Source organism: Streptomyces sp. NPDC016640 (assembly GCF_043076215.1).
Taxonomy (GTDB): domain Bacteria; phylum Actinomycetota; class Actinomycetes; order Streptomycetales; family Streptomycetaceae; genus Streptomyces.
Genome location: NZ_JBIBRG010000007.1, coordinates 89,936 through 115,024, shown reverse-complemented (window position 1 = coordinate 115,024; position 25,089 = coordinate 89,936). Strand labels below are relative to the sequence as shown.

At 72.5% G+C, this 25,089-nt stretch carries 22 protein-coding genes, 2 pseudogenes and 1 riboswitch; of the genes and pseudogenes, 6 read left to right on the top strand and 18 right to left on the bottom strand.

Annotated elements, in window-relative coordinates:
• Window positions 1-24: 24 nt before the first annotated feature.
• Window positions 25-896, bottom strand: a pseudogene (locus ACF07S_RS16410) (class I SAM-dependent DNA methyltransferase); the annotation flags it as partial.
• A 315-nt stretch (window positions 897-1,211) separates the two neighbouring features.
• On the opposite strand from ACF07S_RS16410, the gene ACF07S_RS16405 reads away from it, so the two are divergent.
• A complete protein-coding gene (locus ACF07S_RS16405) occupies window positions 1,212-2,234 on the top strand; it encodes a hypothetical protein (protein ID WP_391974433.1) in 1,023 nt (340 codons plus the stop codon).
• A gap of 101 nt (window positions 2,235-2,335) precedes the next feature.
• On the opposite strand, the gene ACF07S_RS16400 is transcribed toward ACF07S_RS16405, so the two are convergent.
• The 10 genes from ACF07S_RS16400 to ACF07S_RS16355 form a co-directional block, all read right to left on the bottom strand.
• On the bottom strand, window positions 2,336-3,022 hold the full coding sequence (locus ACF07S_RS16400) for an ABC transporter ATP-binding protein (protein WP_391974432.1): 687 nt from the start codon (window positions 3,020-3,022) through the stop codon (window positions 2,336-2,338).
• Window positions 3,015-4,001: an ABC transporter ATP-binding protein gene (locus ACF07S_RS16395; protein ID WP_391964781.1), complete on the bottom strand. Its 987-nt coding sequence runs from the start codon at window positions 3,999-4,001 to the stop codon at window positions 3,015-3,017. The genes ACF07S_RS16400 and ACF07S_RS16395 overlap by 8 nt, the downstream gene beginning before the upstream one ends.
• Window positions 3,998-4,894, bottom strand: coding sequence for an ABC transporter permease (locus ACF07S_RS16390; protein ID WP_391974431.1), 897 nt, complete (start codon window positions 4,892-4,894; stop codon window positions 3,998-4,000). Before ACF07S_RS16390 ends, ACF07S_RS16395 begins: the two co-directional genes overlap by 4 nt.
• A gap of 5 nt (window positions 4,895-4,899) precedes the next feature.
• A complete protein-coding gene (locus ACF07S_RS16385) occupies window positions 4,900-5,868 on the bottom strand; it encodes an ABC transporter permease (protein WP_391974430.1) in 969 nt (322 codons plus the stop codon).
• Between the two features lie 20 nt (window positions 5,869-5,888).
• Window positions 5,889-7,478 (bottom strand): ABC transporter substrate-binding protein, encoded by a 1,590-nt coding sequence (locus ACF07S_RS16380; RefSeq protein WP_391974429.1) that lies wholly within the window; start codon window positions 7,476-7,478, stop codon window positions 5,889-5,891.
• Between the two features lie 227 nt (window positions 7,479-7,705).
• Window positions 7,706-7,842, top strand: a riboswitch (cobalamin riboswitch).
• 251 nt (window positions 7,843-8,093) lie between these two features.
• The gene (locus tag ACF07S_RS16375; RefSeq protein WP_391974428.1) at window positions 8,094-8,888 is read right to left on the bottom strand and encodes an SGNH/GDSL hydrolase family protein; all 795 of its coding nucleotides are present in this window, start codon (window positions 8,886-8,888) and stop codon (window positions 8,094-8,096) included.
• A 195-nt stretch (window positions 8,889-9,083) separates the two neighbouring features.
• On the bottom strand, window positions 9,084-9,422 hold the full coding sequence (locus tag ACF07S_RS16370; protein WP_391974427.1) for a hypothetical protein: 339 nt from the start codon (window positions 9,420-9,422) through the stop codon (window positions 9,084-9,086).
• Between the two features lie 98 nt (window positions 9,423-9,520).
• Window positions 9,521-9,964, bottom strand: coding sequence for a DUF6299 family protein (locus ACF07S_RS16365; RefSeq protein ID WP_391964775.1), 444 nt, complete (start codon window positions 9,962-9,964; stop codon window positions 9,521-9,523).
• Window positions 9,965-10,099: 135 nt separating this feature from the next.
• On the bottom strand, window positions 10,100-10,498 hold the full coding sequence (locus ACF07S_RS16360; RefSeq protein WP_391974426.1) for a RidA family protein: 399 nt from the start codon (window positions 10,496-10,498) through the stop codon (window positions 10,100-10,102).
• Window positions 10,495-11,622, bottom strand: coding sequence for an acyl-CoA dehydrogenase family protein (locus ACF07S_RS16355; RefSeq protein WP_391964773.1), 1,128 nt, complete (start codon window positions 11,620-11,622; stop codon window positions 10,495-10,497). The genes ACF07S_RS16360 and ACF07S_RS16355 overlap by 4 nt, the downstream gene beginning before the upstream one ends.
• A 117-nt stretch (window positions 11,623-11,739) precedes the next feature.
• Here ACF07S_RS16355 and ACF07S_RS16350 point away from each other — a divergent pair, with 117 nt between their 5' ends.
• Both ACF07S_RS16350 and ACF07S_RS16345 read left to right on the top strand, forming a co-directional pair.
• Window positions 11,740-13,350 (top strand): AMP-binding protein, encoded by a 1,611-nt coding sequence (locus ACF07S_RS16350; protein ID WP_391964772.1) that lies wholly within the window; start codon window positions 11,740-11,742, stop codon window positions 13,348-13,350.
• A gap of 34 nt (window positions 13,351-13,384) precedes the next feature.
• Window positions 13,385-14,197, top strand: a complete 813-nt coding sequence (locus ACF07S_RS16345) for a PaaX family transcriptional regulator C-terminal domain-containing protein (protein ID WP_391964771.1) — start codon at window positions 13,385-13,387, stop codon at window positions 14,195-14,197.
• Between the two features lie 302 nt (window positions 14,198-14,499).
• Here the strand turns inward: ACF07S_RS16345 and ACF07S_RS16340 are convergent, their stop codons facing one another.
• Together ACF07S_RS16340 and ACF07S_RS16335 are read right to left on the bottom strand one after the other, a co-directional pair.
• Window positions 14,500-14,805, bottom strand: a complete 306-nt coding sequence (locus ACF07S_RS16340) for a hypothetical protein (RefSeq protein ID WP_391974425.1) — start codon at window positions 14,803-14,805, stop codon at window positions 14,500-14,502.
• A 36-nt stretch (window positions 14,806-14,841) separates the two neighbouring features.
• A complete protein-coding gene (locus tag ACF07S_RS16335) occupies window positions 14,842-15,885 on the bottom strand; it encodes an AraC family transcriptional regulator (protein ID WP_391974424.1) in 1,044 nt (347 codons plus the stop codon).
• A 108-nt stretch (window positions 15,886-15,993) separates the two neighbouring features.
• On the opposite strand from ACF07S_RS16335, the gene ACF07S_RS16330 reads away from it, so the two are divergent.
• A complete protein-coding gene (locus tag ACF07S_RS16330) occupies window positions 15,994-17,004 on the top strand; it encodes an aldo/keto reductase (RefSeq protein WP_391964768.1) in 1,011 nt (336 codons plus the stop codon).
• A 127-nt stretch (window positions 17,005-17,131) separates the two neighbouring features.
• Here the strand turns inward: ACF07S_RS16330 and ACF07S_RS16325 are convergent, their stop codons facing one another.
• A complete protein-coding gene (locus tag ACF07S_RS16325) occupies window positions 17,132-17,536 on the bottom strand; it encodes a type II toxin-antitoxin system PemK/MazF family toxin (protein ID WP_391964767.1) in 405 nt (134 codons plus the stop codon).
• A 165-nt stretch (window positions 17,537-17,701) separates the two neighbouring features.
• Here ACF07S_RS16325 and ACF07S_RS16320 point away from each other — a divergent pair.
• Window positions 17,702-18,292: pseudogene (locus ACF07S_RS16320) on the top strand (transposase); the annotation flags it as partial.
• A gap of 349 nt (window positions 18,293-18,641) precedes the next feature.
• On the opposite strand, the gene ACF07S_RS16315 reads toward ACF07S_RS16320, so the two are convergent.
• Window positions 18,642-19,343: an SDR family oxidoreductase gene (locus tag ACF07S_RS16315; RefSeq protein WP_391964766.1), complete on the bottom strand. Its 702-nt coding sequence runs from the start codon at window positions 19,341-19,343 to the stop codon at window positions 18,642-18,644.
• A gap of 133 nt (window positions 19,344-19,476) precedes the next feature.
• On the opposite strand from ACF07S_RS16315, the gene ACF07S_RS16310 reads away from it, so the two are divergent.
• Entirely contained in the window at window positions 19,477-19,935 is a 459-nt protein-coding gene (locus ACF07S_RS16310; protein WP_391964765.1) for a MerR family transcriptional regulator, read from the top strand.
• Between the two features lie 500 nt (window positions 19,936-20,435).
• On the opposite strand, the gene ACF07S_RS16305 is transcribed toward ACF07S_RS16310, so the two are convergent.
• The 3 genes from ACF07S_RS16305 to ACF07S_RS16295 all read right to left on the bottom strand — a co-directional run bounded on the left by ACF07S_RS16305 (window position 20,436) and on the right by ACF07S_RS16295 (window position 24,984).
• Window positions 20,436-21,350: a YceI family protein gene (locus tag ACF07S_RS16305; protein ID WP_391964764.1), complete on the bottom strand. Its 915-nt coding sequence runs from the start codon at window positions 21,348-21,350 to the stop codon at window positions 20,436-20,438.
• Window positions 21,351-21,793: 443 nt separating this feature from the next.
• A complete protein-coding gene (locus tag ACF07S_RS16300; protein ID WP_391974423.1) occupies window positions 21,794-24,160 on the bottom strand; it encodes a bifunctional salicylyl-CoA 5-hydroxylase/oxidoreductase in 2,367 nt (788 codons plus the stop codon).
• Window positions 24,157-24,984, bottom strand: a complete 828-nt coding sequence (locus ACF07S_RS16295; RefSeq protein WP_391964762.1) for an enoyl-CoA hydratase family protein — start codon at window positions 24,982-24,984, stop codon at window positions 24,157-24,159. The genes ACF07S_RS16300 and ACF07S_RS16295 overlap by 4 nt, the downstream gene beginning before the upstream one ends.
• Window positions 24,985-25,089 lie beyond the last annotated feature (105 nt).

Sequence of the window (25,089 nt, the reverse complement as noted above, 5' to 3'; positions counted from 1 at the left end):
GGCGGCGGCCCGAGCGCTTCGGCTGTTGCCGGTCGGGTCGACCATGCGCACGGTGCGGTTCGCCTCCGCGGTCTCCGTGTTCTCCGGGCGCCGCAGGCACCACAGGTGGACGGGCAGCGCGTGGGAGGTCGCCGTCCCCGGCGGGAGGGCGACGACCTGGCGCACGATGCCCCGGCGCACGAGCTCGGCCCGGATACGGCGGCCCGCCTTGCGGTAGGCGACCGAGGCCGGCATCACCATGAGGACCTGGCCGCCGCGCCCGGTGTGCGCGTAGGCGTGCTGGAGCCAGGCGAGCTCTCCTTCGGCCTTCGACGGGGTTCCGAGCTCCCAGCGGGAGTCGAGCAGCAGTTCCTCCCGTCCCCACTCGGTCACTCCGGCCGGCGGGTCACAGACGACCAGGTCCGCCCTGAGGTCCGGCCACTCGTCCGCGCGCAGGGAGTCGCCCGCCACGATGCGCACGTCCGAGCGGCCCAGGAGGCCGGCACGGAGTTGCGCGAACCGGGCGCTGTCGGCGTCCGCCTCCTGGCCGTGGCAGCGCACTCCCGTTTCGGCGGCGACGGACAGGAGCAGCACCCCGATTCCGCAGGCGGGATCGAAGACCGTGGCGCCGGCCGGCAGGTCGGGGCGAAGTGGCGCACGGCGCGCACCACGCACTCGGGAGTCACCTGCTCGGATCCGGCCCGCCGGGCGGAGTCCATGAACCGTTCGGTCAGCCCCTTCACCAGATCGACGGGCGCTTCGGTCCGGGCGAGTCTCCGCAGCCGGGTGGCGACCTCGTCCGGCAGCCCGGGCTCACGCTCTCCGGCCAGCATCGCGGCCACCCCGGCCAGGCCCGTGACCATCTGTTCCCCGAACGCGGCCCGCATGGCCTGCCACAGCTCGACCCCGGGCGACACCTCCTGGCCCTTGCGCTGCCTGTCCAGCCACTCCTGGACCTCGGCGAGCGCGTAGAGCGGACTGTTGACGGCGCCTCCCGCCGGCACGGGGAAGTCGTCGTAGCGCCGACGCCAGTTGGAGACGGCAGCCCGGGTGACCCCGGCCAACCGGGCGATCTCGGACCCGGTGACGAGGGGGCCGACCGGCGGTCTCCTCGAGACGTACAACCTTCTGGGGAGTCGGCCGGTCTCTTCAGCGACCGCCCTGGTCGCATTTACGAGGAGACCGTCATTACCGCCATACGCAAGACCCTCACCGCCACCGCCGTCGCCACCGTGGTCCTGGCCGGTTCCGCCGCCTGCGGCACGGTGGAGAACCTGTCCGCCGGCCAGAAGCTCGACCGTGCCTTCGACAAGCTCGGGAAGGAGCGCTCCCTCTCCCTCGAGCTGGCCCTGGACACCGACGCGGCGACGCTGAAGGCGATGGGCGCCGAGACGGAGCCCGGCGAGCAGATGCCCGACGGGGTCGCCGAGTGGCTCAGCGACGCGCGGATCTCCGTCTCCGTGCAGTCCAGGAAGCCGCTCGAGAAGTCCGGTGAGAAGGACTTCACCGCCATGGCGGTGAAGTTCGGCGGCCCGGACGGCGCCCTGTTCGAGTACCGGCTGGTCGGCGACTACACCTATGTCCGCGCCGACGTGGACGCGTTCGCCGAGATGTCGGGCAGCCCCATGCCGTCCGCCGACGAACTGCCCGACAGCGCCGGGGCGTTCAAGAAGCTCCTGACCGGTGACTGGATCAAGGTCTCGACGAAGGAGATCGAGGAGACCGGCGAGCAGATGGCGGGGGCCGGGGGTGGGACGTCTTCGGCCGAGCCCACGCTGGACGCCGGGACGCAGAAGAAGCTCGTGAAGGCGCTGCGGCAGGTCATCGCCCGGGAGGTCGACTTCAAGACCTCCGGCGGAGAGGACGGCACGGAGCACATCGAGGCCACGGCCCCCTTCCGCACCCTGCTGACCGAGCTGTTCGACAAGCTGCGCCCGCTGGCGGACGAACTGCCGCCGGGAGCCGAGCTGCCGACCGCCAAGGACTTCAAGGACGCGCCGGACGAGAAGGTCACGGCCGACTTCACGCTGAAGAACGGCGAGCTGTCCGAGGTCTCCGTGGACCTGGCCAAGCTGGCGGAGAAGGCGAAGGTCAAGAAGTTCGCGCTGGTGCTGCGCCTGGGCGAGGGCGAGCAGGCCACGGCTCCGGCGGGAGCTACCGAGGTGCGCATCGACGAGCTCATGGAGGGCTTCTTCGGCGGTGCGGCGGGCGGTGGCTTCGCGGAGGAGGAGTTCACGGACGTGCCGCAGGGCTGACGCCCGGCGGGCACACCACCCTCGCACCCGCCGGACGGCCGGGCCGACGGTCCGGCCGTCCGGCGGGCGGGGGCACCCGGGCAGTGTTCGGGGGCGCGGCCTCACCTTCCGGCGGCCGGCTCCGCGGCGGCGGTGGACGCCACCGTGTCCCAGTGGGCCGTGCGGTCGCACCAGCGGTTCAGCAGGGTCTGGTCGTGGCCCACGGCGAGCAGGCCCGCGCCCGTCGACGCGCGGTAGTCCTCGACCACCGCGACCAGCGCGGCCGTGGTGGAGGCGTCCAGCATCGCGGTCATCTCGTCGCAGATCAGCCAGCGGGGGCGCAGCACCAGCGCGCGGGCCAGGCAGGCGCGTTGCAGCTGGCCGTCGCTGACCTCGTGGGGGCGGCGGGTGAGCAGGTCCGGGGTCAGGCCGACGGTTCCGGCCAGTTCGGCCACCCGGTCCGGGACGGCCGCGCGCCGGCCGGTGGCGCGCAGGGGTTCGGCGATCAGGTCGGCCAGGCGCAGCCGGGGGTCGGCGGAGAGGCGTGGCTGCTGGAAGACGACGCCGAAGGCGGTGCGCAGCGAGCGGGGGGCGCGGTGGCGCCAGTGGCGTACCGCGGTGCCGTCGAGGAGGACGGTTCCGGCGTCGGGGCGGTGCAGGAGGGCGGCGACGCGGGCGAGGGTGGACTTGCCGCATCCGCTGGGGCCGAGCAGGCCGACGGCCTCGCCGGGGGCGACGGTGAGGGAGGCGTCCCGTACGGCGGGGGCGCGGCGGTCGTAGCCGGCGGTGACGGCGCGCAGTTCAAGCACGGAGGTCCTCCGTCGCGGGGGTGTGGGCCGCCGGGACCGGGTGGTGGCAGGCGACCGGTCCGGTGAGGGGCGGGAGCACCGTGCACGCCTCGTCGGCCCGCTCGCAGCGGGCGGCGAAGGCGCAGCCGGCGGGGAGCGCGCCGAGTTCGGGGGGCATCCCCGGGATGGGGGTGAAGGCCCGGTCGGGCAGTGCCTCCAACAGGCCCCGGCTGTAGGGGTGGCGGGGGCCGGGGGCGCCGAAGAAGGAGTCGGCGTCGGTGAGTTCGACGATGCGGCCCGCGTACATGACGGCCACGCGGTCGGCGATGCGTTCGGCCGCCGCCAGGTCGTGGGTGATCACCAGCAGCGCCCGGTCGCCGTCGGCGTCGACGTGGCGGCGCAGTTCGTCGACGGTGCGGTCCACCAGGTCGCGGTCCAGGCCGGTGGTGGGTTCGTCGGCGAGCAGCAGGGGTGCCTCGCCGACGAGGGCGAGCGCGGTGGCCGCGCGCTGGGCGAGGCCGCCGGAGAGTTCGTGCGGGTGACGGTCGAGGTGGTCCGGCGGGAACGCGGCGCGCTCGGCGGCCTGTTCGGCCGCGGTGCGCAGGGCCGCGCGGCCGCGGACGCCGGTCAGTTCGGCGACCGTCTCCTCCAGCTGGGAGCGGATGGTGCGTACCGGGGTGAGGTGGGCGGCGGGGCTCTGCGGGACGAGGCCGACCCTGCGGCCCCGTACGGCGCGGGCGAGGGTGCGTTCGCCGGCGGTGAGCAGGTCGAGGTCGCCGAGCAGGGCGTGCCCGGCGGTCTGGGCGTTGGCCGGGAGGAGTCCGAGCAGGGCGGAGGCGAGGACCGACTTGCCGCAGCCGCTCTCGCCGATCAGGGCGAGGCACTCGCCGGGCGCCACGTCGAAGTGGGCGTCGGTGACGGCGGCGATCCGGCGCCCGCCGGGCAGCAGGAAGCGCACCGACAGGCCGCGGACCGACAGGACGGGGGGTCGCTCGGTCACAGCATGAGCTCCGATCGGCGGCGGGGACTGATCCGCTCCCGCCAGACGCCGGCGAGACCGGCGAGGGCGAGGGTGGGGATGATCAGGAAGAGACCGGGGAAGAGCGTCGGCCACCACTGTCCGGCGAGCAGGGAGCCGCGGGCGCCCTGGATGAGGGTGCCGAGGCTGGCCGTGTGGGTGGGCAGGCCGAGGCCGAGGAAGGACAGCGCCGACTCGTGCCACATGGCGTGCGGCACCATCAGTACGGCGGCGAGCCCGGCCTGGGGCAGCACGGCGGGCAGCAGGTGCCGTACCGCCACCCGCCACCGGGAGGCGCCGCCGGAGACGGCCGCGTCGATGTGGGGGCGGGAGCGCAGCGAGAGGACCTCGGCGCGGACGATCCGGGCGGTGGACAACCAGTGGGTGAGGGCGACGGAGACCACCACCGGCCAGACCCCCGGGCGGAACATGGCGACGATGAAGATGCCGAGCAGCAGGTGCGGGACGGAGGAGAAGGTGTCGACGAGCCGCATCACCAGGCGGTCGGCCCAGCCGCCGAGCGCCCCGGCGGCGGCGCCGACGGCGGTGCCGATCACGGTGGCGGTGAGCGCGGCCACCACGCCGACGAGCAGGGAGACCCGCAGTCCGTAGACGCAGCGCAGCAGCAGGTCGCGGCCCACGTCGTCGGTGCCGAAGGGGTGGGACCAGGACGGCGGCAGGAGTTTGGCGGCCAGGTCGACGGCCTGCTGGTCGAGCCGGACCAGCGGGGGTACGAGGAGGACCGCGAGGACGGTCACGGCGACCAGGGCGGCGCTGACGCGCAGCCGGAGGGTGTGGGTGGAGCGGCGGGCGGTGCCGTGCGAGCGCCATGCCGTGGTGGTGGCGGGCGCCTTCCCGGCGGTGGTGTCAGCCATGGGGGTCACATCTCATTCAGCTTCACCCTCGGGTCGGTGAGCCCGTAGAGCAGGTCGGCGAGGAGGTTCCCGGCGAGGACGGCGGCGGTGGCGAGGGTGGTCAGCGCGGCGAGCAGCGGGAAGTCGACGGCGGTGGCCGCCTCCACGGTGGCCGCCGCGATGCCCGGCCAGCTGAAGACGGTCTCCACCAGCAGGGCGCCGGTGATGAGTTCGGGGACCCGGGAGCCGATCAGGGTGAGCACGGGCAGCAGCCCGGAGCGCAGGGCGTGACCGAGCAGCACGGTGCGTTCGCCCAGGCCGCGGGCGCGGGCGCCGCGCACCGGGTCCTCCGCGAGGGCGTCGCCGACGCCCTGACGGACGTAGAGGGTGAACCAGGGCAGCTGGGAGACGGCGAGGACGCCGGCGGGCAGCACGAGGTGGCTCACGACCTGTCCGGCGCTGACGTGGTCGCTGCCGGTGTCGGTGAGGCCGCCGGCCGGCAGGACGTCCAGGTGCAGGGCGAACAGCCAGATGGCGAGCAGGGCGATCCAGAAGACCGGCGCCGCCTCCAGGGCGTAGGCGAGGGAGGTGACCGTGCGGTCGAGGAGCGAGCCGGGGCGGCGGGCCGCGAGGACGCCGAGCACGGTCCCGAGCAGGACGGCGGCGGCGAACGCGACGGCGCACAGCAGGGCCGACCAGACCAGGCGTTCGCCGATGACCTCGGCGACGGGCTGCCGCATGACGGTGGACCGGCCGAGGTCGCCGCCGAGCGCGGAGGTCAGCCAGTCCCACCAGCGGGCCGCGAACGGCCGGTCCACGCCGAGGTTGTCGCGCAGCCGGTCCAGGGTCTCCTGGTCGGCGCCGAGCGCGGCGGTGCCGGCGTAGGCCTTGACGGGGTCGAAGGGGGACGCGGCGGCGACGGCGAACACGCCGAAGGTGACGATCAGGAGGACCGGCACGGCGGACAGGGCCCGCCGTGCCGCCAGTCGTGCCATCGCTCCCCAGGGCGGGGGTGTCATGTGCTCGGCTGCCAGTCCTCGACGTTCCACCAGGGGCCGCTGGCGAAGCCGTGTTCGTGCGGCTCGGTCTGGGTGGTCAGGTCCTTCCAGCGGTCGGCGAGGACGTAGACGTGGTCGATGTGGGTGAGGAAGGTGTAGCCGGGGTTCTTCACCAGTTCGCGCTGGAGGTCGTGGTAGGCGGCCCTGCGGTCCTCGGGGTCCTGGCCCCGGCGGCCGGTGTCGAGGGCCCGGTCGACGGCCGGGTTGTCGTAGCGGGCCATGTTGTTGAAGCCGTCTCCGGCGAGGGAGGAGTGCAGCAGGGTGTAGAGGCCGAAGTCGGGGTCGCCGGTGCTGCCGAAGCCGGCGAGCACGGCGTCCTGCTTCATCCGGGGTTCGATGACCTCCCAGGTGGCGCTCTCCACCCGGACGTCGATGCCGGCCTTCTTGGCGTCGGAGGCGTAGGCGAGGGCGTGGTCCTGGCGGACCTTGTCGCCCGAGGGGTAGTAGAGGGTGAAGCGGGCGGGCCGGCCGGCCTTGGCGCGGATGCCGTCCCCGCCGGGCTTCCAGCCCGCCTCGTCGAGGATGTCCCGGGCCTTGGTGAGGTCCTGCGGGCGTTCGACGTCCTTCGCGAACCAGGGGTCGTCGAGGGGCAGCGGACCGTAGGCGGGGCGGCCCGCGCCGTCGAGGATCTTGTCGACCATGGCCCGGCGGTCCACGGCGAGGTCCAGGGCGCGGCGGACGGCGGTGTCGCCGGTGACCGGGTTGCCGGTGGGGAGGGTGACGGCGCGGAAGTCGTAGGACGTCGCCCGGTACGTCTTCCTGTCGTCGTCGCCCTTGAAGGTGGCGGCGAGGCTGGGCGGGAGGGTCGCGCCGTCGAGGTCTCCGGAGCGCAGCCGGGTGGCGCGGACGTCGTCGTCGGCGATGATCGCCATGGTGAGCTTCTTCACCTCGGGCACGCCGCCCCAGTAGTGCGGATTGGCCTTGAAGGTGAGCTTTTCGCCCTTGCTCCAGCCGGTGAGGACGTACGGTCCGGTGCCGATCGGCTCGGTGTTGAAGGAGCCGGTGTTGGGGTCCTGCCCGCCGGCGACGTGCTCGGGGACGATGGGCAGGACGGTGCGGGCGGCGAAGGCCGCGTAGGGGTGGTCGAGGGTGAAGACGACCTTGTCGTCGCCCTCGGCGCGGACGTCCTTGACGGCGTCCAGTTCGCTCCTGGCGGTGTTGTTGGTCTTCTCGTCCAGCACGGTGCGGTAGGTGAAGACCACGTCGTCGGCGGTGAGCGGTTCGCCGTCGCTGAACTTCACGCCGTCGCGCAGGGTGTACGTGTAGGTGCGGCCGCCGTCGGTGACCTCGGGGAGCGCCTTCGCCAGGGCTGGTCTCAGTTCCAGGCCGGCGTCCCGGGCGAGCAGGCCGTCGAAGATCTTGGAGTTGCCGTCCTTGCCGTAGCCGAGCAGGGGGCTCAGGGTGTCCGGTTCGGAGGGGACCCCGATCACGACGGATTCGGCGGGGGCCCCGCTGTCCGCGCCGCCGTCGCCCGGCGCCGAGCAGGCGGCGACCGCGCCGGCCGTCGCGAGTGCGACGGCGGCGCCCCGTATACCTCGGGTCGTCATCGAACCTCACATCCCTGTTGCCCGAAAATCGTTGTTGCATATTAAGTGCAGCAGGGCTCTACCCAGGACGGCACCCCCTCAGTCCCCGGCTCCGCCGGGCGGCGCCCTCCGCGTCAAGGGCGCAGGTGTGCGCCGGGGCGCGAGCTGCCGGGCGTGGTCCGCGCGTCCCCTGTGACCGCTTGCCACCGGACCGGAACGCGCACCACTGTCACCACGCCTCGGTGACGGGAAACCGGTGCGGCACCGGTGCGGCCCTCGCCACTGCGACCGGGAAGTCCGGCTCCGGTCCGTACGGACGGCCACCGGGTCCTTCGGGACCCGGGAAGGCGGAGCACGGGCGGGTGGTACCCGTCAGCCAGGACGCGGGGGCCGCGCCGACCGGCACGGCCGTCGGCCCCCGCACTCCGGAGGAACCGGCGGCGACGGTGGTGGCGGAGCGCCGACGCCGCGCCCGCGGCCGGGGCGCCCGGAGGCCACGGGGCGGGAGGAGGACCGGGCGTACCGGCCGGCCGCCTCCGCCTCGGCGCGGCGGCGCTGCCACTGCCCGGGTCCGGACAGCGGCCTCACGGCCGGGCGACCGGCGGTCCGCCCGGCCGTGAGGAGCCTCGCCGGCCCCTAGGCCACGGACCGGAAGGCGGGCAGGTACCCGTTCGACTGGCCGACGGCCTTCGGGTGGTAGGAGTTGCCGATCGGGAACGTCACGCTGTGCAGCCACGCGTCGCCCGAGCACAGTTCGTGCCCGGTGAACTCGTCCGCCACGCCGGAGAAGGTGAACCCGGCGTCGGCCGCCCGCTTCGCGAGCACGTCGTTCAGCACGACCGAGGCGTCGTTGATCGCGCCGCGCTCGGTCTCGCTGAGCCCCGCGATGCAGCTGCCCGAGAGTCTGTAGAAGCGCGGGTACCCCAGCACCACCACGTGCGCCCGCGGGGAGCGGGAGCGGATCCCGGCGTACAGCGAGTCGAGCCTGCCCGGCAGGGAGTTGCGCATCTGCGAGACGGCGGTGCCGACCCTGCTGACGCAGGTGGCCTCGCTCTGCAGCACGCAGGTCTGCATGACGTCCGCGAAGCCGACGTCGTTGCCGCCCGCCGTGACGCTGACGAGCGTGGTCGACGAGGTCAGCGCGCCCAGCTGGCCGCTGGACACGCTCGACGTCGTCGCGCCCGAGCAGGCGACGAACCGGAACGACGCCGGTGCGTTGGCGGCCGCCCACAGGGACGGGTACGCCTGGGTGCTGCGCTTGCAGTCACCGCTCTCGGAGGTGTAGCTGCCCGCACCCACTCCGGAGGAGTAGGAGTCGCCGAGCGCCACGTAGTTGTCGCCGGCCGCGGCGGCCGGCTGGGCCAGGCCGAGCACGGTCGCGGCGCCCAGCACGAAGACCGCGAGGGATGTCCCAAATGACCGCATGGACATGACAATCCGTCCTTCACAGGTGAGGGATGTGGGGGTGACCGATGGAGCCGCCATGGTTGTAGCAGGCTCCGGTACCAGCCGGTAACACCCGGACGGAAAGTCATCCGGAATGCCCGAATGATCGTTCCGCCGACCGTGCTCCGCGCGTAGACAAACCCCCGGCGGACCGTCAAACGCAGGAATTCCAGTCGTACTTCAGGGCCCCGTCCCCTGGTCGGGCGGGCCCCCGGGGCCGGCCGTACGACGGCGTGGGCCGGCCGTGCGGTGGGGGGCCGGCTCCACGGCGGCGACGCGGCCGGCGAGGAGGGCCGGGGCGGCCACCGCGCGGGGCGGGGCGGCCTCGTCGGGGCCGCCGGGGGCCAGGGTGCGGACGTGGGCGGACTTCGGCTCGCTCCAGCGGGCGGACCGGCCGGCGGTGAGCGTGCCGCGCAGTTCCGCGAGCTTCAGCGGGCTCGCCCCGGCGCCGCCGGTGAGGGTCCGGGCCCCGGCCGTGCGGTGCTCCTCGACGGCGGCGGCCGGTTCGGCGTCGTTCATCACGGGCCGGCCGCCGGGCGATCCCGTTCGTGTCGCGACGGGAGCCCCGGAGCCGGAACGGCGGCTCGGCGCGGGGTGAGCCGCCGGGCCGCTGCCGGTCAGCCCTCGACCAGGGTGATGTCCTGACGGTGGACGGCGTGCGGGACGGGCAGCAGGACGATGCCGCTGGGCCGCAGTTCCATCAGGGTGATCTCGACGCGGGCCGGGCCGGCCGTCACCGCGCCGGCGGGCGCCCTCCCGGTGTTCTCCCAGCGGTGCTCCTTGCCGTCGCACACCGCGCTGGTGCCGCCGATGGCGTAGTGGACCGGGGAGGAGGACTGGTTCACCGCCGAGCTGACGAAGACCCGGCCGGTGCTGTCCTGGCAGCGGTAGGTGCCGGAGAGGGTGACGGTGCCGCCGGCGATCCGTCCTTCCGCGTCGACCGTCACGGACGCCGAGGGGACGGAGGGGGCGGTCGCGGCCGCCGCCGAGGGGACCGCCACGGCGGAGCCGAGCAGCAGGGCGGCACCGGCGACCGCGCCGAGAAGGGGACCTGGGGACATGGGAAACCTCCGGAAAGAGACGGGAATGAGGCTTTCCACTCGTACCCGGCGCGGTACTCCCGGACCACTCGACGTCACCCCTTCGGCGGCCACGCCGGACGCCCGACGCACCGGACCGGCCGATCCCGGAGATCCTCAGGGCAGCACCGCGAAGCCGTCGAGCTCCACCAGCGCCCGTTCGTCCCAGAGCCGGACCACCTCGACGACGGCCATCGCCGGGTAGTCGCGTCCGGCCAGCTCCCGCCAGACACGGCCGAGTTCGCGGGCGTGGGAGCGGTACGCGCCGACATCGGTGGCGTAGACGGTGACGCGGGCCAGGTCGGCCGGGGTGCCGCCGGCGGCGCGCAGGGCGGCGAGGAGGTTGGCGAGGGCCCGGGTGAACTGTTCGGGCAGGGTGTCCCCGGCCACCTCGCCGTCCGCGTCGAGGGCGGTCTGGCCGGCCAGGAACACCAGCCGGGAGCCGGTCGCCACGACGGCGTGCGAGAAACCGGCCGGCGGGGCGAGCCCGGGCGGGTTGACGCGCTCGGCGCTCACCGGTCCTCCAGGTTCCTGTACAGCTCCTTGGCGATGATGCCCCGCTGGACCTCGCTCGCGCCCTCGTAGATCCGGGGCGCGCGGACCTCGCGGTAGAGGTGTTCGAGCAGGTGCCCGCGTTGCAGGGCGTGCGCGCCGTGCAGTTGCACCGCCCGGTCCACGACGTACTGCGCGGCCTCGGTGGCCAGCAGTTTCGCCATCGCGGCGCGCCGGGGGACGTCGTCGGCGCCCTCGTCGTACGCCGTCGCCGCCGCGTACACCATCAGCCGGGCCGACTCGGTGCGCAGGGCCATCTCGGCGACCTGGTGGGCGACGGACTGCAGGTCCCTCAGCTTGCCGCCGAAGGCGTCCCGCCGCGCGGTGTGGCCGAGGGTCGCGTCCAGGGCGGCCTGGGCCATCCCGACCGCGAAGGCGCCGACGCTGGGCCGGAACAGGTTGAGGGTGTCCATGGCGACCCGGAAACCGCCGTCCGGCTCGCCGAGGACGTCGTCGGCACCCACCGGTACGGCGTCGAAGGCGAGGGCGCCGATGGGATGCGGGGAGAGCATGTCGAGGCCCGTTCCGGTGAGGCCCGGGCGGTCGGCGGGCACCAGGAACGCGGTGACGCCGCGGGCGCCGGCGCCGGGGGTGGTGCGCGCGAAGACGGTGTAGAAGTCGGCCTCGGGGGCGTTGGAGATCCAGCGCTTCTCCCCGGTCAGCCGCCAGCCGGACGGGCCGTCGGGGCGGGCGGTGAGCGACAGCGCCGCCGCGTCGGAGCCGGCGCCCGGCTCGCTGAGCGCGAACGCCGCGACCGCGCTGCCCTCGCTCACCCGGGGCAGCCAGCGGGCACGCTGGGGCGGGGTGCCGTGGGCGTGCACGGGGTGGGCGCCCAGGCCCTGGAGGGCGAGGGCGGTCTCGGCCTCGGTGCAGGAGCGGGCCAGGGACTCCCGCATCAGGCACAGCTCGAGCGCGCCGGAGGTGAACAGGCGGGTCAGCAGGCCGAGGGCGCCGAGTTCCGCGACCAGGGCGCGGTTGACCCGGCCGGGTTCCCCCTGCCCGGCGAGCGGGCGCAGGCGCTGTGCGGCCAGCGCGCGCAGCTCGGCGCACCAGGCGGCGTGTGCCGGTTCGAGCGAGAATGCGGTCATCGCCGGTCCCTTCCCTCGCCGCCGGGCCACTCCCGAGACTATCGCGAACCGTTGACTGCCGTCACCGACGCGATACGCTCCTGGTGCGAGCCCACCACGCCGAGGGGGCGGACCGCCATGAAGCCAGGGGCCACCGCGCACGTCGACACCTTCGCCCGCGACCACCTCCCGCCGCCCGGCCAGTGGCCCGAGCTCCGCTTCGACCTGCCGGAGCTGCGCTACCCCGAGCGGCTGAACTGCGCGGCCGAACTGCTGCACGGCCCGCCCGGCGACCGCCCGGTGTTCCACACGCCCGACGGCACCTCGTGGACGTACGGCGAGCTGCGCGCCCGGGTGGACCGGCTCGCGCACGTCCTCACCGGCGGTCTCGGGGTGATCCCCGGCAACCGGGTGCTGCTGCGCGGCCCCACCACGCCCTGGCTGGCCGCCTGCTGGCTGGCGGTGCTGAAGGCGGGAGCGATCGCGGTGACCGTGCTGGCCCAGCAGCGCCCGCGCGAGCTGAGCACCATCTGCTCGATCGCCGGGGTCCGCCACGCCCTGTGCGACATCCGGGCCGTCGACGACCTCGCCCGGTCCCGGGTCCCGGGCCTGCGGATCACCACGTACGGCGGCGGCTCCCCCGAGGACCTGCTGAACCTCCCGGCGCCCGGCACCCCGTACGAGGCGGTGCCCACCGCGGCCGACGACGTGGCGCTGATCGCCTTCACCTCCGGCACCACCGGACGCCCCAAGGGCTGCATGCACTTCCACCGGGACGTGCTGGCCATCGCGGACACCTTCTCCCGGCACGTCCTGAGGCCGGTCGCGGACGACGTGTTCGCCGGCAGTCCCCCGCTCGGCTTCACCTTCGGCCTGGGCGGTCTCGTGGTGTTCCCGCTGCGCGCCGGCGCGAGCGCGCTGCTCCTGGAGCAGGCGCGTCCCGAGCAGCTGCTGTCCGCGATCGCCGGACACCGGGTGTCGGTGCTGTTCACCGCACCCACCGCCTACCGGGCGATGCTCGGCGCGCTGGACTCGCACGACGTCTCGTCGCTGCGGCGCTGCGTGTCGGCGGGCGAGCACCTGCCGGCCGCGACCTGGCACGCCTGGCACGAGCGCACCGGGCTGCGCGTCATCAACGGCATCGGCGCCACCGAACTGCTGCACATCTTCCTCTCCGCCGCCGACGAGCGGATCCGGCCGGGCACGACCGGCGTCCCGGTGCCCGGATGGCAGGCGCGCGTGCAGGACACCGACGGCACGCCCGTGCCCGACGGGGTACCGGGACTGCTCGCGGTGCGCGGCCCGGTCGGCTGCCGCTACCTCGCCGACCCGCGTCAGCGGGAGTACGTGCGCGACGGCTGGAACATCACCGGCGACACCTGCGTCCGCGACCCCGACGGCTGCTTCCGGTACGTCGCCCGCGCCGACGACATGATCGTCTCGGCCGGGTACAACATCGCGGGCCCCGAGGTCGAGGACGCCCTGCTGCGCCACCCGGACGTCGTGGAGGCGGCGGTGGTCGGGCGGGCCGACGCGGCACGCGGCCAGGTCGTGGTGGCCTACACGGTGCTCAGGAAAGGCGCCGAGCGCGACGCCGGGGCGCTGCGCGCCTTCGTCAAGTGCGAACTCGCGCCCTACAAGTGCCCCCGCGAGATCGTCTTCATGGACGCGCTGCCGCGCACGGCCACCGGCAAGCTCCAGCGGTTCCGGCTCCGCGCCGCCGCGGGGACGGGAGATGACCAGGGGTGATGCCGGGGAACCGCACCCGTCCGCACGACCTAAGATGATCAACGTGTCCGACGATCATGCTCCACGGTCCCTCATCGTCACGCTCTACGGCGCCTACGGCCGCCACGTGCCGGGCCCGGTGCCCGTCGCCGAGCTGATCCGGCTGCTGGCCGCGGTCGGCGTGGACGCCCCCTCCGTCCGTTCCTCGGTGTCCCGGCTCAAACGGCGCGGGCTGCTCGTCCCGGCGCGCACCGCGCGGGGCGCCGCCGGATACGAACTGTCACCGGCCGCACGCCAGCTGCTCGACGACGGCGACCGGCGGGTCTACGCCGGCGCACCGCCCGGGGACGAGGGCTGGGTGCTCGCCGTGTTCTCCGTGCCGGAGTCCGAACGGCAGAAGCGGCACGTCCTGCGCTCCCGGCTGTCCGGCCTCGGCTTCGGCACGGCGGCGCCCGGGGTGTGGATCGCCCCCGCCCGGCTGTACGAGGAGACGCGCCACACCCTGGAGCGGCTGCGGCTCGACACGTACGTCGACTTCTTCCGCGGTGAGCACCTCGGCTTCGCGCCCACCGCCGAGGCGGTCGCCCGCTGGTGGGACCTGGCGGGGATCGCCGAGCGGCACGAGGCGTTCCTGGACCGGCACGCGGTGGTGCTGCGCGCCTGGCAGGCGCGCACGGACACCCCGCCCGAGGAGGCCTACCGCGACTACCTCCTGGCCCTGGACTCCTGGCGCCATCTCCCCTACGCCGACCCGGGTCTGCCCGCCGCCCTGCTCCCCGCCGGCTGGCCGGGCACCCGCTCGGCGACCGTCTTCCACTCCCTGCACGAGCGGCTGCGGGACGCGGGGGCGGTGTTCGCGGGCCTGTGACGGCACGACCCCGCCCGTGTGCGGGGTCCGCCCGGCGCACCCTCAGCCGTTCGCGCCCCGTCTTCCCGCTTCCCTCGCCCGGACGGGCGGTGCGGACGGGCGGTGCGGACGGGCGGAGCGGACGGGCGGAGCGGCTCGGCGCCCCGCGCCGGCCGCCGCGGGCGGGACACCGCTCCCGTTCCGCCGGTCCGTCCGTCATCGAGGTCGTTTCATCTCGAGCTCGCAGGCCGCGGTACTGGTGTGAGCCCGTGATGCGGTCCTCGTGCCGGCAGGCGGAGTGATCGTCGTCGGGTGACCGCCTGTCACCGCTGGACTTCGCAGTTCGCCGGAACGAGCAGGGCTCGTAGCAGCATGGTGGCGTGATGGGCGTTCCTGCCGGCCTTGGTCAGGGCGCGGTCCGGACGTGGGGCCCGGGCGGCGAGCAGGTCGAGGACTTCCAGGACCCGGCGGCGGACGGTTGCGGCCGAGACGGAGTTGCCGCCGGCCCTGTCGGTCAGGCGCCGGCCGTGGCGCAGGACGGCCGGCACGACGCTCGCCTGCGTGCCCGGAGCGGCCTTGCGCCGGCGCGTGCCCATCTGCTTGCGGCGCCGGCGTACGCGAAGAGTCACTTGACGATCAGAGGTAAGCCGGCTCCCGATCCGGGCTCAGTCGTCGTCTCTGGACTCCGGATTGTGAACCTCGGACGACCCCGTCTGCACGGAATCACCGGACCTACGGTCCCTCGGCTGCGCACGCAGTGAGACGCGGAAATCTCGTGGCGACATCCCGACAATGCGCCGAAAAGCGGTACTGAAAGCACTTTCGGACTGGTATCCGATGGCCCTCGCTATGGTCGTGAGGGAGTCCCCTGTACGCAGTGCGGCACGCGCCAGCTGCATTCGCCACTCAATGAGGTAATCTGCAGGAGGTCTCCCTACTCTGTTTCTGAAATTCACAGCGAAAGCCGACCTCGACATCATCGCAATTTTAGCGAGCTCTTCGAGCGTCCAGCGATGGCGCGGGTCGGCATGTACAGCTCGTAGCGCTGCCCCAATCCCGTCGTCGGCAACCGACGCAAGCCATCCCAGGGGCTCGTGGGACGAATCGGCGTGCGACCTCAGCATATGCACCAGAAGAATTTGGGCTAGATGCTCAAGGACGAGAGACTGGCCCGCCTTCTGCGTCTCAATCTCGTGGACGAGGAGGGCCGCAATATTCCAGAGCACCCTTCCGCCGGTATCGTCTGCTTTGACAAGCATAGCCGGGGGGAGCGATGAAAAGAGGGTCGACGCATCGGAATCCTGAAACTCGAAGTCGACGCTGCACGTGTACGTGACGGAGCCTTGAGAGATATGGGGTCCACTCGCGGGATTCTCCTTGTGGAGCGGCCCGTTCGAGTCGCGAGCCCGGGCTGCCTCAATCGAGCTTCCGAGGCCATAAGGGGGTGGATTTCCAAGGAGATAGAAATCTCCCGTGCTCAGGAAAAGAGGTTCCAGACCGTCGACGCACAGCCAGCACTCGCCTTCCACTATCACGCCGAGCTTGATGTGCGGGAAGGGGGAGAACCGGGCTCCCCACGGCGCCGCCGCGTGGAGCGGGACGGGAGCGACGGTCTGGGGCCGTGCCAGCGCGAGGACGTCCCGGACGGGGTCGTGTGCATCGAGGGTGACCTCAGCACTGGACGATCGGTAAACATCACTGGACTCCATGTTATGGATCATACGCTCAGCGACGGGAATGATGGGTGTCTGGCGGCGGGAACCGCCAGGCGTGAGGAGCCTGCTCATGCCGGATCGACGCGAGGAGTACAGAGACGTATGCGATATCGATTTCTCGGAAAATCGGGGCTGCGAGTATCGGAACTGTCGCTGGGGACAGGTAATTTTGGCATGGGCTGGGGGCACGGGGCGCATGCGCCCGAGGCTCAGGCGATGTATGACACCTACAGAGAAGCGGGAGGAAACTTCATCGACACCGCTTCCAACTATCAGTCGGGGGAGGCCGAGGAGTACCTCTCGGATATCATCTCCTCGGATCGCGAGGAGATAATTCTGGCGACAAAGTACACCATGGGGTCTTCAGCAAGCAGCGGCCTCCAGTTGACCGGGAACAGCCGAAAAGCGATGGTCCAGTCCCTGGAGCAGAGCTTGCGCCGACTGGGCACCGACCGGGTGGACATGCTCTGGGCCCATGTGGCCGACGCATCCACACCCATCGAAGAAATATTGCGAGCCTTCGATGATCTGACTCGCGCCGGCAAGATTCTGTATGCCGGTCTCTCCAGTTTCCCCGCATGGCGTGTGGCCACGGGAGTCACCCTGGCGCAGCAGCGGGGCTGGGCCCCTCTCGTGGCAATCCAGGCCGAGTACAGTCTCGTCGAACGCGGCGCCGACCGGGAGTTGATGCCGATGGCAGAAGCCTTCGGCTTGGGCGTCCTCGGGTTCTCGCCTCTCGGCGGTGGTCTTCTGACGGGAAAGTATCGGCGGGGCGCAACAGGTCGCGCACAGAGTTCGATCAGCCAGTTCCTTCACACGGAGGACGACCCCGCCAAGGCGAAAATCCTGGATGCTGTCGAGAGCGTCGCCCGGGACCTCGATACGACTCCAGAGCGGGTAGCGATCAAGTGGTCCATGTCGAAGGGGGTGATCCCCATCATCGGACCGAGGAGCGTGGATCAGCTCACGTCGAACCTCGCGGCCGGCGATCTGGATGTGTCAGCGCGTCAGCTTGAATGGCTGGATGAGGTGAGCGCGCCACAGTTGGGATACCCCCACGGAATGTGGACAGAGCACGAACGGGTAGAAAAGAATCGATTCGCCCAGCCGTAAGAACCATCCACGGATCGTGATCTCGATGGTGAGGTCGATGGTGAGGGGCGCCGAGGAGACGGGTGGCCGGCGTCGATCGTCTGGACGAGATCGGCCACGCCATCGGGGGCGTCCGTTCCCTCTCGGCCTACGCGAGTCCGCCGAGGCGGAGGGCGTCCCTTGTCTCGCTGAGCTTCGCGGTCGTCGCCGGGGTCCACTCCTTCTCCTGTTCACCGAGTCGGAGGGCATCCTCGATCTCGCTGAGCTTCGCTGAGGACAGGACGCCCGCCCGCTCGATCAGGTCGTCTCGGGACACGGTGGTCAGCCACGTGCAAGGGGTAAGGCCTGGACGCGGGAACGCGAACCGCAGCACGCCTTCAAAGGGCAGTCCTTCCATGGCGCCCACCACCACTTCGACGCCCAGACCGCTGATGTCGACGCCCGCCGGAGCGACGACCTGCATCACCCGGATCCCGGACGCGTCGTCTCCCGACAGCAGTACGACCAGCCGCCGCTCGTCGAACTCGACCCACCAGACTTCGCCACGTTGCACATGTCCTCCTGACACGGGACGGCAGGCGGACGCTGCGCGACCCTGACGCGCTGGGGAGACGGTGCGGCCACCGTTGATCATCGGTGTGTGAGGACTGAAGATCATGCGGTGGCCGCAGGCCACAGCGTAGACCCTGCCCGCCGGCAGGAGGCGTTCGAGGACCTGATGAGCCGGATAGCGGGGCGGTTTGCGCGGGTCGAACCCCGGTGTCGAGCGGGGCAGTTGGTGCTCGGGCTGCTGTCGGACCTGCCGCGCAGGAACCGCTGGACCATCGCCGAGTGGGCCGGGGAGGCCACCCCGGACGGCATGCAGCACCTGCTCGGCCGGGCCAAGTGGGAAGCCGGCCAGGTACGCGACGGCCTGCGCGAGTACGTGGTGGAGCACCCGCACGGCGACCAGGCGGTGCTGGTGGTCGACGAGACCGGGGACGTGAAGAAGGGCACCGGCACGGTCGGCGTCCAGCGCCGGTACACCGGCACCGCGGGCAGGACCGAGAACACTCAGGCCGCCGTCTACCCGGTCTGCACCGGCCGGCGCGGGCACGCGGCAGTGGACCGGGAACTGTACGTCCCGCGCTCCTGGACCTCCGACCCCGACCGGACGTCGCTGTTCGCGGCAGCGCCGGCGGCGCTTGCGCCAGATCAGCCGCACCGGGATGCCGAAGCAGGGCGCGTCGGCCAGGCGGTGCCCGCGACGACCGTGGTCGGCCGCGACCACCCCACAGCCGCGGCACGCAACCACAGCAGGTGGACGGGTCTGGATTGTCAGGCGCAGCAGCCCGCGTGGGTGCTCGGCGCCGGAATCGAAACGGTCAACGGCAACAAGCTGCGGACCGTTCAGTCCCAGCAGTTCGTCAGCGATGGCGCGCGCCGTGGGCGAACGGTCAGCGGCGCAGGTGGTGTGCAGTGACTGCGCGGTGGAACGCACCGCGCCTGTCTCGGCCGTCACCTGAACACCGGCGTCGGCGTCGGCCAGGTCCGTAGCCCCCAGCGGCCGCCCTCACGCCCAGAACCAAGGGCTGCGCGGACCGCCGAGGGAGACGATTCGCCGCGTCGAGTCCGACGGATTCCCGGAACGTGGGATCGGTCGCCGGTTTCTCGGGAAGTCAGCTGTACAGCTGCGCAGGGTCGCCCCCAAGGGCGGCCTTGACGAAACGCGCAGGGTCGTCGACCAGGACCTCGACGGCTCCGGCCTCGATCCCGGCGAGGCTGGCTCTCGCGACCTCGACGGGGTCGATCTTGGGTCCGTCGCTGCCGGCCATCATGTCGGTATCAGCAGCCCCCAGGTGAACTCCCTGGACGAGGATGCCCTTGCCGGCCAGCTCCACCCGGACACCGTTGGTCATGTTCCACTCCGCGGCCTTGGCCACCGAGTACGACCCCGACCCGGCAGCGGTGGCCACCCAGGACAGGACCGACAGGACGTTGACGATGGCCCCCTCACCGTTGCCGGCCATGACCGGAGCGAAGGCGCGGATGACGCTCAGCGTGCCGAACAGGTGCGTCTCCAGGTCCGTGCGGATGTCCTGGACCGGGGACGTCAGCAAGTTCGCCCCGGTGGTGATGCCGGCGTTGTTGACCAGCACGGTGACGTCCGAGGCGGTGACCGCCGCCTGGGAGATCGACGTCTCGTCCAGCAGGTCCAGGTGCAGCGGGACGACGCGGGAGTCGCTGACGTCCAGCAGGTCGGGCCGGCGGGTGCCGGCGTAGACCCTCTGTGCTCCTTCAGCCAGCAACTGCTCGACGAAGCGCCGGCCGATGCCCCGGTTGGCACCGGTCACCAGCGCGATGGACCCGTTGATCTGCATGATCGTCCTCTCGACGTCGTACGTGGGAGTGGCGGGGGAACGTCCCCTCGCCGGCGCTGGGTACGCTAAGACTTGACGTCGACGTGAAGGTCAAGTCGATGACCGTTCCGTCGTGAGTCGAAAGGAGTGAGCCGTGCCGATCGAGCACCTACGCATCGGGCAAGTGGCTCAGCGGGCCGGGGTCAGCACCCGCGCCCTGCGCTACTACGAGGAGCAGGGACTGCTGGAGCCGCAGCGCACCGCCAGCGGCCAGCGCCTCTACCCGGCCTCGGCCGTGGCGCGGGTGCGGCTCATCCAGCAGCTGTTCACCGCCGGGCTCAACAGCCCACTGCTCGCCACGCTCCTGCCGGCCATCGATGCCCGCCACGTCGATGCCGAGTTGTCGGCGCGACTGCTGGTCGAGCACGCACGGCTGGAGTCGGAGGTCGCCGATCTGCAGGCGGCCGGCCGCCGCCTCGCCGCACTGATCGGCCTCGTCGATCACCCCGACGACGCGTCGTGCCCGGCGTCCCTCGATGAGGCAGTCACTGATGGGGCACCGACGCCGAGGAGGACGTCACTTCGTCCTGCGCGCAAGGTCCGCGTCGCGTGAGCACAAGTTCCTGAACTCTCGCGGAGCCGGCCGCCCACCGTCGCCGACGGCCTGCGGTTTCCGAGGGCGTGAAGGGACCACCCGGGTCGCGCTGCGGAAATCCTTCCCACCCGCGGATCCGAAGACCCGCCCGGGCCCCACGTCTGGACCGCGCCCTGAAGAAGACCGCCCGGCGGGGCGGGGTGGTCCTGCTGGACGGCGCCCTCGTGCGCACCCGCCGCCGCACCGGGGCGGGAAGAAGGCGAACCGGCTGGTCAGCCGCGAACGCGCCGCCGTCGGGCACGGCTTCGCGAACCTGAAGACCTGGCGCGTCCCGACCAAGGCCGGCAGGAACGCCCATCACGCCACCATGCTGCTACGAGCCCTGCTCGTTCCGGCGAACTGCGAAGTCCAGCGGTGGCAGACGGTCACCCGACGACGATCACTCCGCCTGCCGGCACGAGGACCGCATCACGGGCTCACACCAGTACCGCGGCCTGCGAGCTCGAGATGAGACGATCTCATTGGGGCGGGACCGGTGTGTCGTGGGTGCGGTACATGGCCTGTACGTCGAGCTCCAGCTGGACCGTCGGCCCGACGACGGCGATGCCACGGGCGAGCATGGAACGCCAGTTGAGGGTGAAGTCCTCGCGGTGCAGTTCGGCCTTCGCGAGGGCCGCGCAGCGCAGCTCCTGCTCGTAGCCGCCGTTCACGGTGCCGAGGTACTCGGTGTCGAGCCCCACCGAGCGACTGGTGCCGTGCATCGTGAGGGTGCCGTGCACGGTCCACCTGGAGCCGCCGTGGTAGGCGAACCGCGTGCTGGTGAAGTCGATGTACGGGTAGTTCTCGACGTCGAGGAAGTCGGCGGACCGCAGGTGGTTGTCGCGGGTCCGGTTGCCCGTGGTGAGGCTGGAGGCGTCGATGCGCACCGAGACCTGGGAGTCGCTCATGTTCTCCGTGATCCGGATGCCGCCCTCGAACCGGGTGAAGCGGCCGTGGACATGGGCCATGCCCACGTGCTTGGCGATGAACCGGATCGCGGTGTGCGGAGGGTCGAACAACCAGGTGCCGGCGGGCGGCAGCTCCGGCTGGCGTCCGGGTTCCAGCGTCACGCGCACGGGGGCGAGAGCCACCCCGGCGGTGATGTCGACGCTCTCGCGGACGGGGGCCAGGCCCTCCGCGGCCAGCATCACGCTGTACCTTCCCGGGGGCAGTGTCGCCACGAAGTAGCCGTACGGGTCGGTGGTGCCGCGGGCCGCGACACGGTGGCTGTCCAGCGCGGTCACCGTGACCTCGGCCCCGCCCAGGGGCTGCCCCAGGACATCGACGGCCTCGCAGCCGAACGCCCCCGCGCCGGCCGGCAGGGGGACCGCGAGGCCCGGCGCGGCGCCGGAGGCGCCGTGCGGGCGCAGGCGTCGAAGCAGTCCGAGGACCATGGTGTTCACCTTTCTTCACGCGTGTTTCCGCGCGGTCCGTACTCCCCATCGCGTTCGCGGCTGCCAACGAACCGGGAAAACAGGACATCAGTACGAGAGAGTGGCCTGATCTTGATTCTAAAGCCGCCAGGAGGACAGAACGCCTGCTCCCAAGGCCGGTACGAGTACCGTGCGGCGCCGCACGAGCCACCAGGAGCGGACTGTTACAGAGGGAAATATGCGTATTTGAAGGGGCGGAACTTTGCAGCAGCGCTCCGGCGAACGACCGGGAACGTGGAGCGATATTCATGCAGCATGCACGATTACGGTGCACATCACACACGTTCCGCGCACATGTCGCCGGGAGCGCGGAGCCGCGGACTCCCGCGGGAGTCCGCGGACGCGGTCCGCGCGATGCCGGCCGGGCGGGGGCCGGCCCGGTGGGCGGGGCTCGCCGGGCCGGGTCAGGGTCCCGGCCCGAGCCGGGGCCCGGGTGCGTCCGTACGGCCGGTCCGGGGCCGCCTGCTGCCCGCCCGGTAGGGGGCGGGCCAGACGACGCCCGGGCCCTCGTAGCCCTGTTCGGCCGCCGCGTGCAGCGTCCAGTGCGGGTCGTAGAGGTGCGGGCGGGCCAGGGCGCACAGGTCCGCACGTCCGGCCAGGATCAGGGAGTTGACGTCGTCCCAGGAGGAGATCGCGCCGACCGCGATCACCGGGACGCCCACCCGGTGCCGTATCCGGTCGGCGAACGGGGTCTGGTACGAGCGGCCGAACTCCGGTCTCTCGTCGGCCACGACCTGTCCGGTCGACACGTCGATCGCGTCGGCGCCGTGCGCGGCGAAGGCGCGGGCGAGGGCGACCGCGTCCTCGGCGGTGGTGCCGCCCTCCGCCCAGTCGGTGGCGGAGATGCGGACGGTCATCGGCCGCTCCCCGGGCCAGGCCTCGCGCACCGCGTCGAAGACCTCCAGCGGGAAGCGGAGCCGTTTCTCCGGCGAGCCGCCGTAGGCGTCGGTGCGGCGGTTGGTCAGCGGGGAGAGGAACCCGGAGAGCAGATAGCCGTGGGCACAGTGCAGTTCGAGCAGGTCGAACCCGGCCCGCGCGGCCCGTACGGCGGCCTCGGTGAACTGCTGCCGCAGGTCGGTGAGCTGCGCCCGCGACAGTTCGCGGGGGGTCCGGCCGCCCGGCCGGTACGGCAGCGGCGAGGCGGCGACGAGGGGCCAGTTGCCCTCGTCGAGCGGTTCGTCCATGCCCTCCCACATCGGCTTGGTCGAGCCCTTGCGTCCGCTGTGGCCGAGCTGCACACCGATCGCGGTGCCGGGTGCCCGCCGGTGCACGAAGTCGGTGATCCGCCGCCACGCCTCGGCCTGCCGGCCGGTGTAGAGGCCGGTGCAGCCGGGCGTGATGCGGCCCTCGGGGGCGACGCACACCATCTCGGTCATCACCAGTGCGGCACCGCCCAGTGCGCGCGCGCCGAGGTGGACGAGGTGGAAGTCGCCGGGGACGCCGTCGACCGCCGAGTACATGTCCATCGGGGACACGACGACCCGGTTGCGCAGGGTCAGGCCGCGCAGCCGGAACGGGGTGAACATCGGGGGCGTCCCGGGCGGGCAGCCGAACTCGCGCTCCACGGACTCGGTGAAGCGGGCGTCGCGCAGCCGCAGGTTGCCGTGGGTGACGCGGCGGCTGCGGGTGAGCAGGTTGAAGGCGAACTGGCGGGGTGGCCGGCCGAGGTACAGCGGGAGGTCCTCGAACCACTCCAGGCTGGCCCGGGCCGCCCGCTGCGTGGAGGCGACGACCGGCCGGCGTTCCGTCTCGTACGCGGTCAACGCGTCGCGCAGGGAGGGCTGTTCGCGCAGGCACGCGGCGAGTGCGAGCGCGTCCTCGACGGCGAGCTTGGTGCCGGAGCCGATGGAGAAGTGGGCGGTGTGGGCGGCGTCGCCCAGGAGCACGACGTTGCCGTACGACCAGCGCCCGTTGACCACGGTGCGGAAGGTGGTCCACGCCGAGTCGCCGGACTTCAGCGGGCGTCCGCCGAGCGCGTCGGCGAAGATCCTCGCGCAGCGTCCGGCCGACTCCGTCCCGTCCATCGCGTCGAACCCGGCGGCGCGCCACACCTCCTCGCGCATCTCGACGATCACGGTGGAGGCGTCGGCCGCGTAGGGGTAGCCGTGCAGTTGCATCACGCCGTGCCGGGTCTCGGCGGTCTCGAAGCGGAAGGCGTCGAAGGCGACGCCGGCGGCCAGCCAGATGTAGCGGCAGCGGTGGGCGGTGATCCGCGGCCGGAACACGTCCGCGAACGCCCGGCGCGTGGTGCTGTGCACCCCGTCGGCGGCCACCACCAGGTCGTGCGTCCGCGCCAGCAGGGCCGCATCGGGTGCCTGCGCCCGGAAACGCAGTTCCACCCCGAGGGAGCGGCAGCGCTCGTGCAGGATCTCGAGCAGCCGGTGCCGGCCGAGTGCGGCGAAGCCGTGGCCGCCGGAGGTGTGGCGCACGCCCCGGTGCACGATGTGGATGTCGTCCCAGCGCACGAAGTCCCGCTGGAGGGCCGCGTGCACCACGGGGTCGGCGTGCTCGATGCCGCCGAGGGTCTCGTCGGAGAGCACGACGCCGAAGCCGAAGGTGTCGTCGGGGGCGTTGCGCTCCCAGACGGTGATGTCGCGGGCCGGGTCGAGGCGTTTGAGCAGCGCCGCCGCGTACAGGCCGGCGGGGCCGCCGCCGATGACCGCGATGCGCCGGGGCGGCCGGCCCGCCCCGTGAGGCGGCCGCGTCGTGGCCCCTCGCGCGGTCGCCCGCGCCGCGTCGGCCGGCACGCTCACCCGGTTCGGCACCCTCACCGCCCCCTCCACCGGGGTGACCTCTTCTCGGTGAAGGCCGCGTGGAACTCGGCGTAGTCCTCGCCGTTCATCAGGAGGGCCTGGGTCGACGCGTCCAGTTCCACCGCCGCCGCCAGCGGCATGTCCAGCTCGGCGGTGAGCAGCGCCTTCGTCTGGGCGTGGGCCAGGGCCGGGCCGTCGGCGAGGCGGCGGGCCAGGGCCCGGGCGGCCTCGTCGGCGTGGCCCTCGTCCGTCAGCTCGCTGATCAGGCCGATCCGCTCGGCCTCCGGTGCCCGCACCGGTTCGCCCAGCATCAGCAGCCGTGTCGCGTGCCCCAGGCCGACGACCCTCGGCAGGAGGTAGGCGGCGCCCATGTCGCCGCCGGACAGGCCCACCCGGGTGAACAGGAAGGCGAAGCGGGCGCTGGGGTCGGCGACCCGGAAGTCGGCGGCCAGGGCGAGGACGGCACCGGCGCCCGCCGCCACCCCGTGCACCGCGGCGATCACCGGGAACGGGCACTCCCGCACGGCCCGCACCACCTGTCCGGTCATCCGGTTGAAGTCCAGGAGCTGGGCGGTGTCCAGGGAGAGGGTCGCGCCGATGATTTCGTCGACGTCGCCGCCGGAACAGAAGCCGCGCCCCTCGCCGGCCAGCACCAGGGCGCGTACGGCCCGTTCCCGGGACAGCTCGGCGAGGAGGTCGCGCAGGTCGGCGTAGGCGCCGAAGGTGAGCGCGTTGAGCTTGTCGGGACGGGCGAGGGTGACGGTGGCGACGCCGTCGGCCAGGTCGGCGCGCAGGTGCTCCCAGCGGGCGGTGCGGGCTGCGGAGCCGGTGAAGGGACTCATGAGGGCGGCCTCCTGGGACGGGCACTGCGCTGCTCACCGAGTCGTGCCCTTCGAAGTTATCACTCCTGCATGACTGTCGTCACGAGCGCGCGATACCCTGTCCGG

Bases quoted from the DNA above. Each gene is read 5' to 3' on its own strand.
- ACF07S_RS16390 (WP_391974431.1), bottom strand. From the start codon at position 4,894: ATGGCTGACACCACCGCCGGGAAGGCGCCCGCCACCACCACGGCATGG.
- ACF07S_RS16385 (WP_391974430.1), bottom strand. From the start codon at position 5,868: ATGGCACGACTGGCGGCACGGCGGGCCCTGTCCGCCGTGCCGGTCCTC.
- ACF07S_RS16380 (WP_391974429.1), bottom strand. From the start codon at position 7,478: ATGACGACCCGAGGTATACGGGGCGCCGCCGTCGCACTCGCGACGGCC.
- ACF07S_RS16375 (WP_391974428.1), bottom strand. From the start codon at position 8,888: ATGTCCATGCGGTCATTTGGGACATCCCTCGCGGTCTTCGTGCTGGGC.
- ACF07S_RS16370 (WP_391974427.1), bottom strand. From the start codon at position 9,422: ATGAACGACGCCGAACCGGCCGCCGCCGTCGAGGAGCACCGCACGGCC.
- ACF07S_RS16365 (WP_391964775.1), bottom strand. From the start codon at position 9,964: ATGTCCCCAGGTCCCCTTCTCGGCGCGGTCGCCGGTGCCGCCCTGCTG.
- ACF07S_RS16355 (WP_391964773.1), bottom strand. From the start codon at position 11,622: ATGACCGCATTCTCGCTCGAACCGGCACACGCCGCCTGGTGCGCCGAG.
- ACF07S_RS16350 (WP_391964772.1), top strand. From the start codon at position 11,740: ATGAAGCCAGGGGCCACCGCGCACGTCGACACCTTCGCCCGCGACCAC.
- ACF07S_RS16345 (WP_391964771.1), top strand. From the start codon at position 13,385: ATGATCAACGTGTCCGACGATCATGCTCCACGGTCCCTCATCGTCACG.
- ACF07S_RS16335 (WP_391974424.1), bottom strand. From the start codon at position 15,885: ATGGAGTCCAGTGATGTTTACCGATCGTCCAGTGCTGAGGTCACCCTC.
- ACF07S_RS16330 (WP_391964768.1), top strand. From the start codon at position 15,994: ATGCGATATCGATTTCTCGGAAAATCGGGGCTGCGAGTATCGGAACTG.
- ACF07S_RS16315 (WP_391964766.1), bottom strand. From the start codon at position 19,343: ATGCAGATCAACGGGTCCATCGCGCTGGTGACCGGTGCCAACCGGGGC.
- ACF07S_RS16305 (WP_391964764.1), bottom strand. From the start codon at position 21,350: ATGGTCCTCGGACTGCTTCGACGCCTGCGCCCGCACGGCGCCTCCGGC.
- ACF07S_RS16295 (WP_391964762.1), bottom strand. From the start codon at position 24,984: ATGAGTCCCTTCACCGGCTCCGCAGCCCGCACCGCCCGCTGGGAGCAC.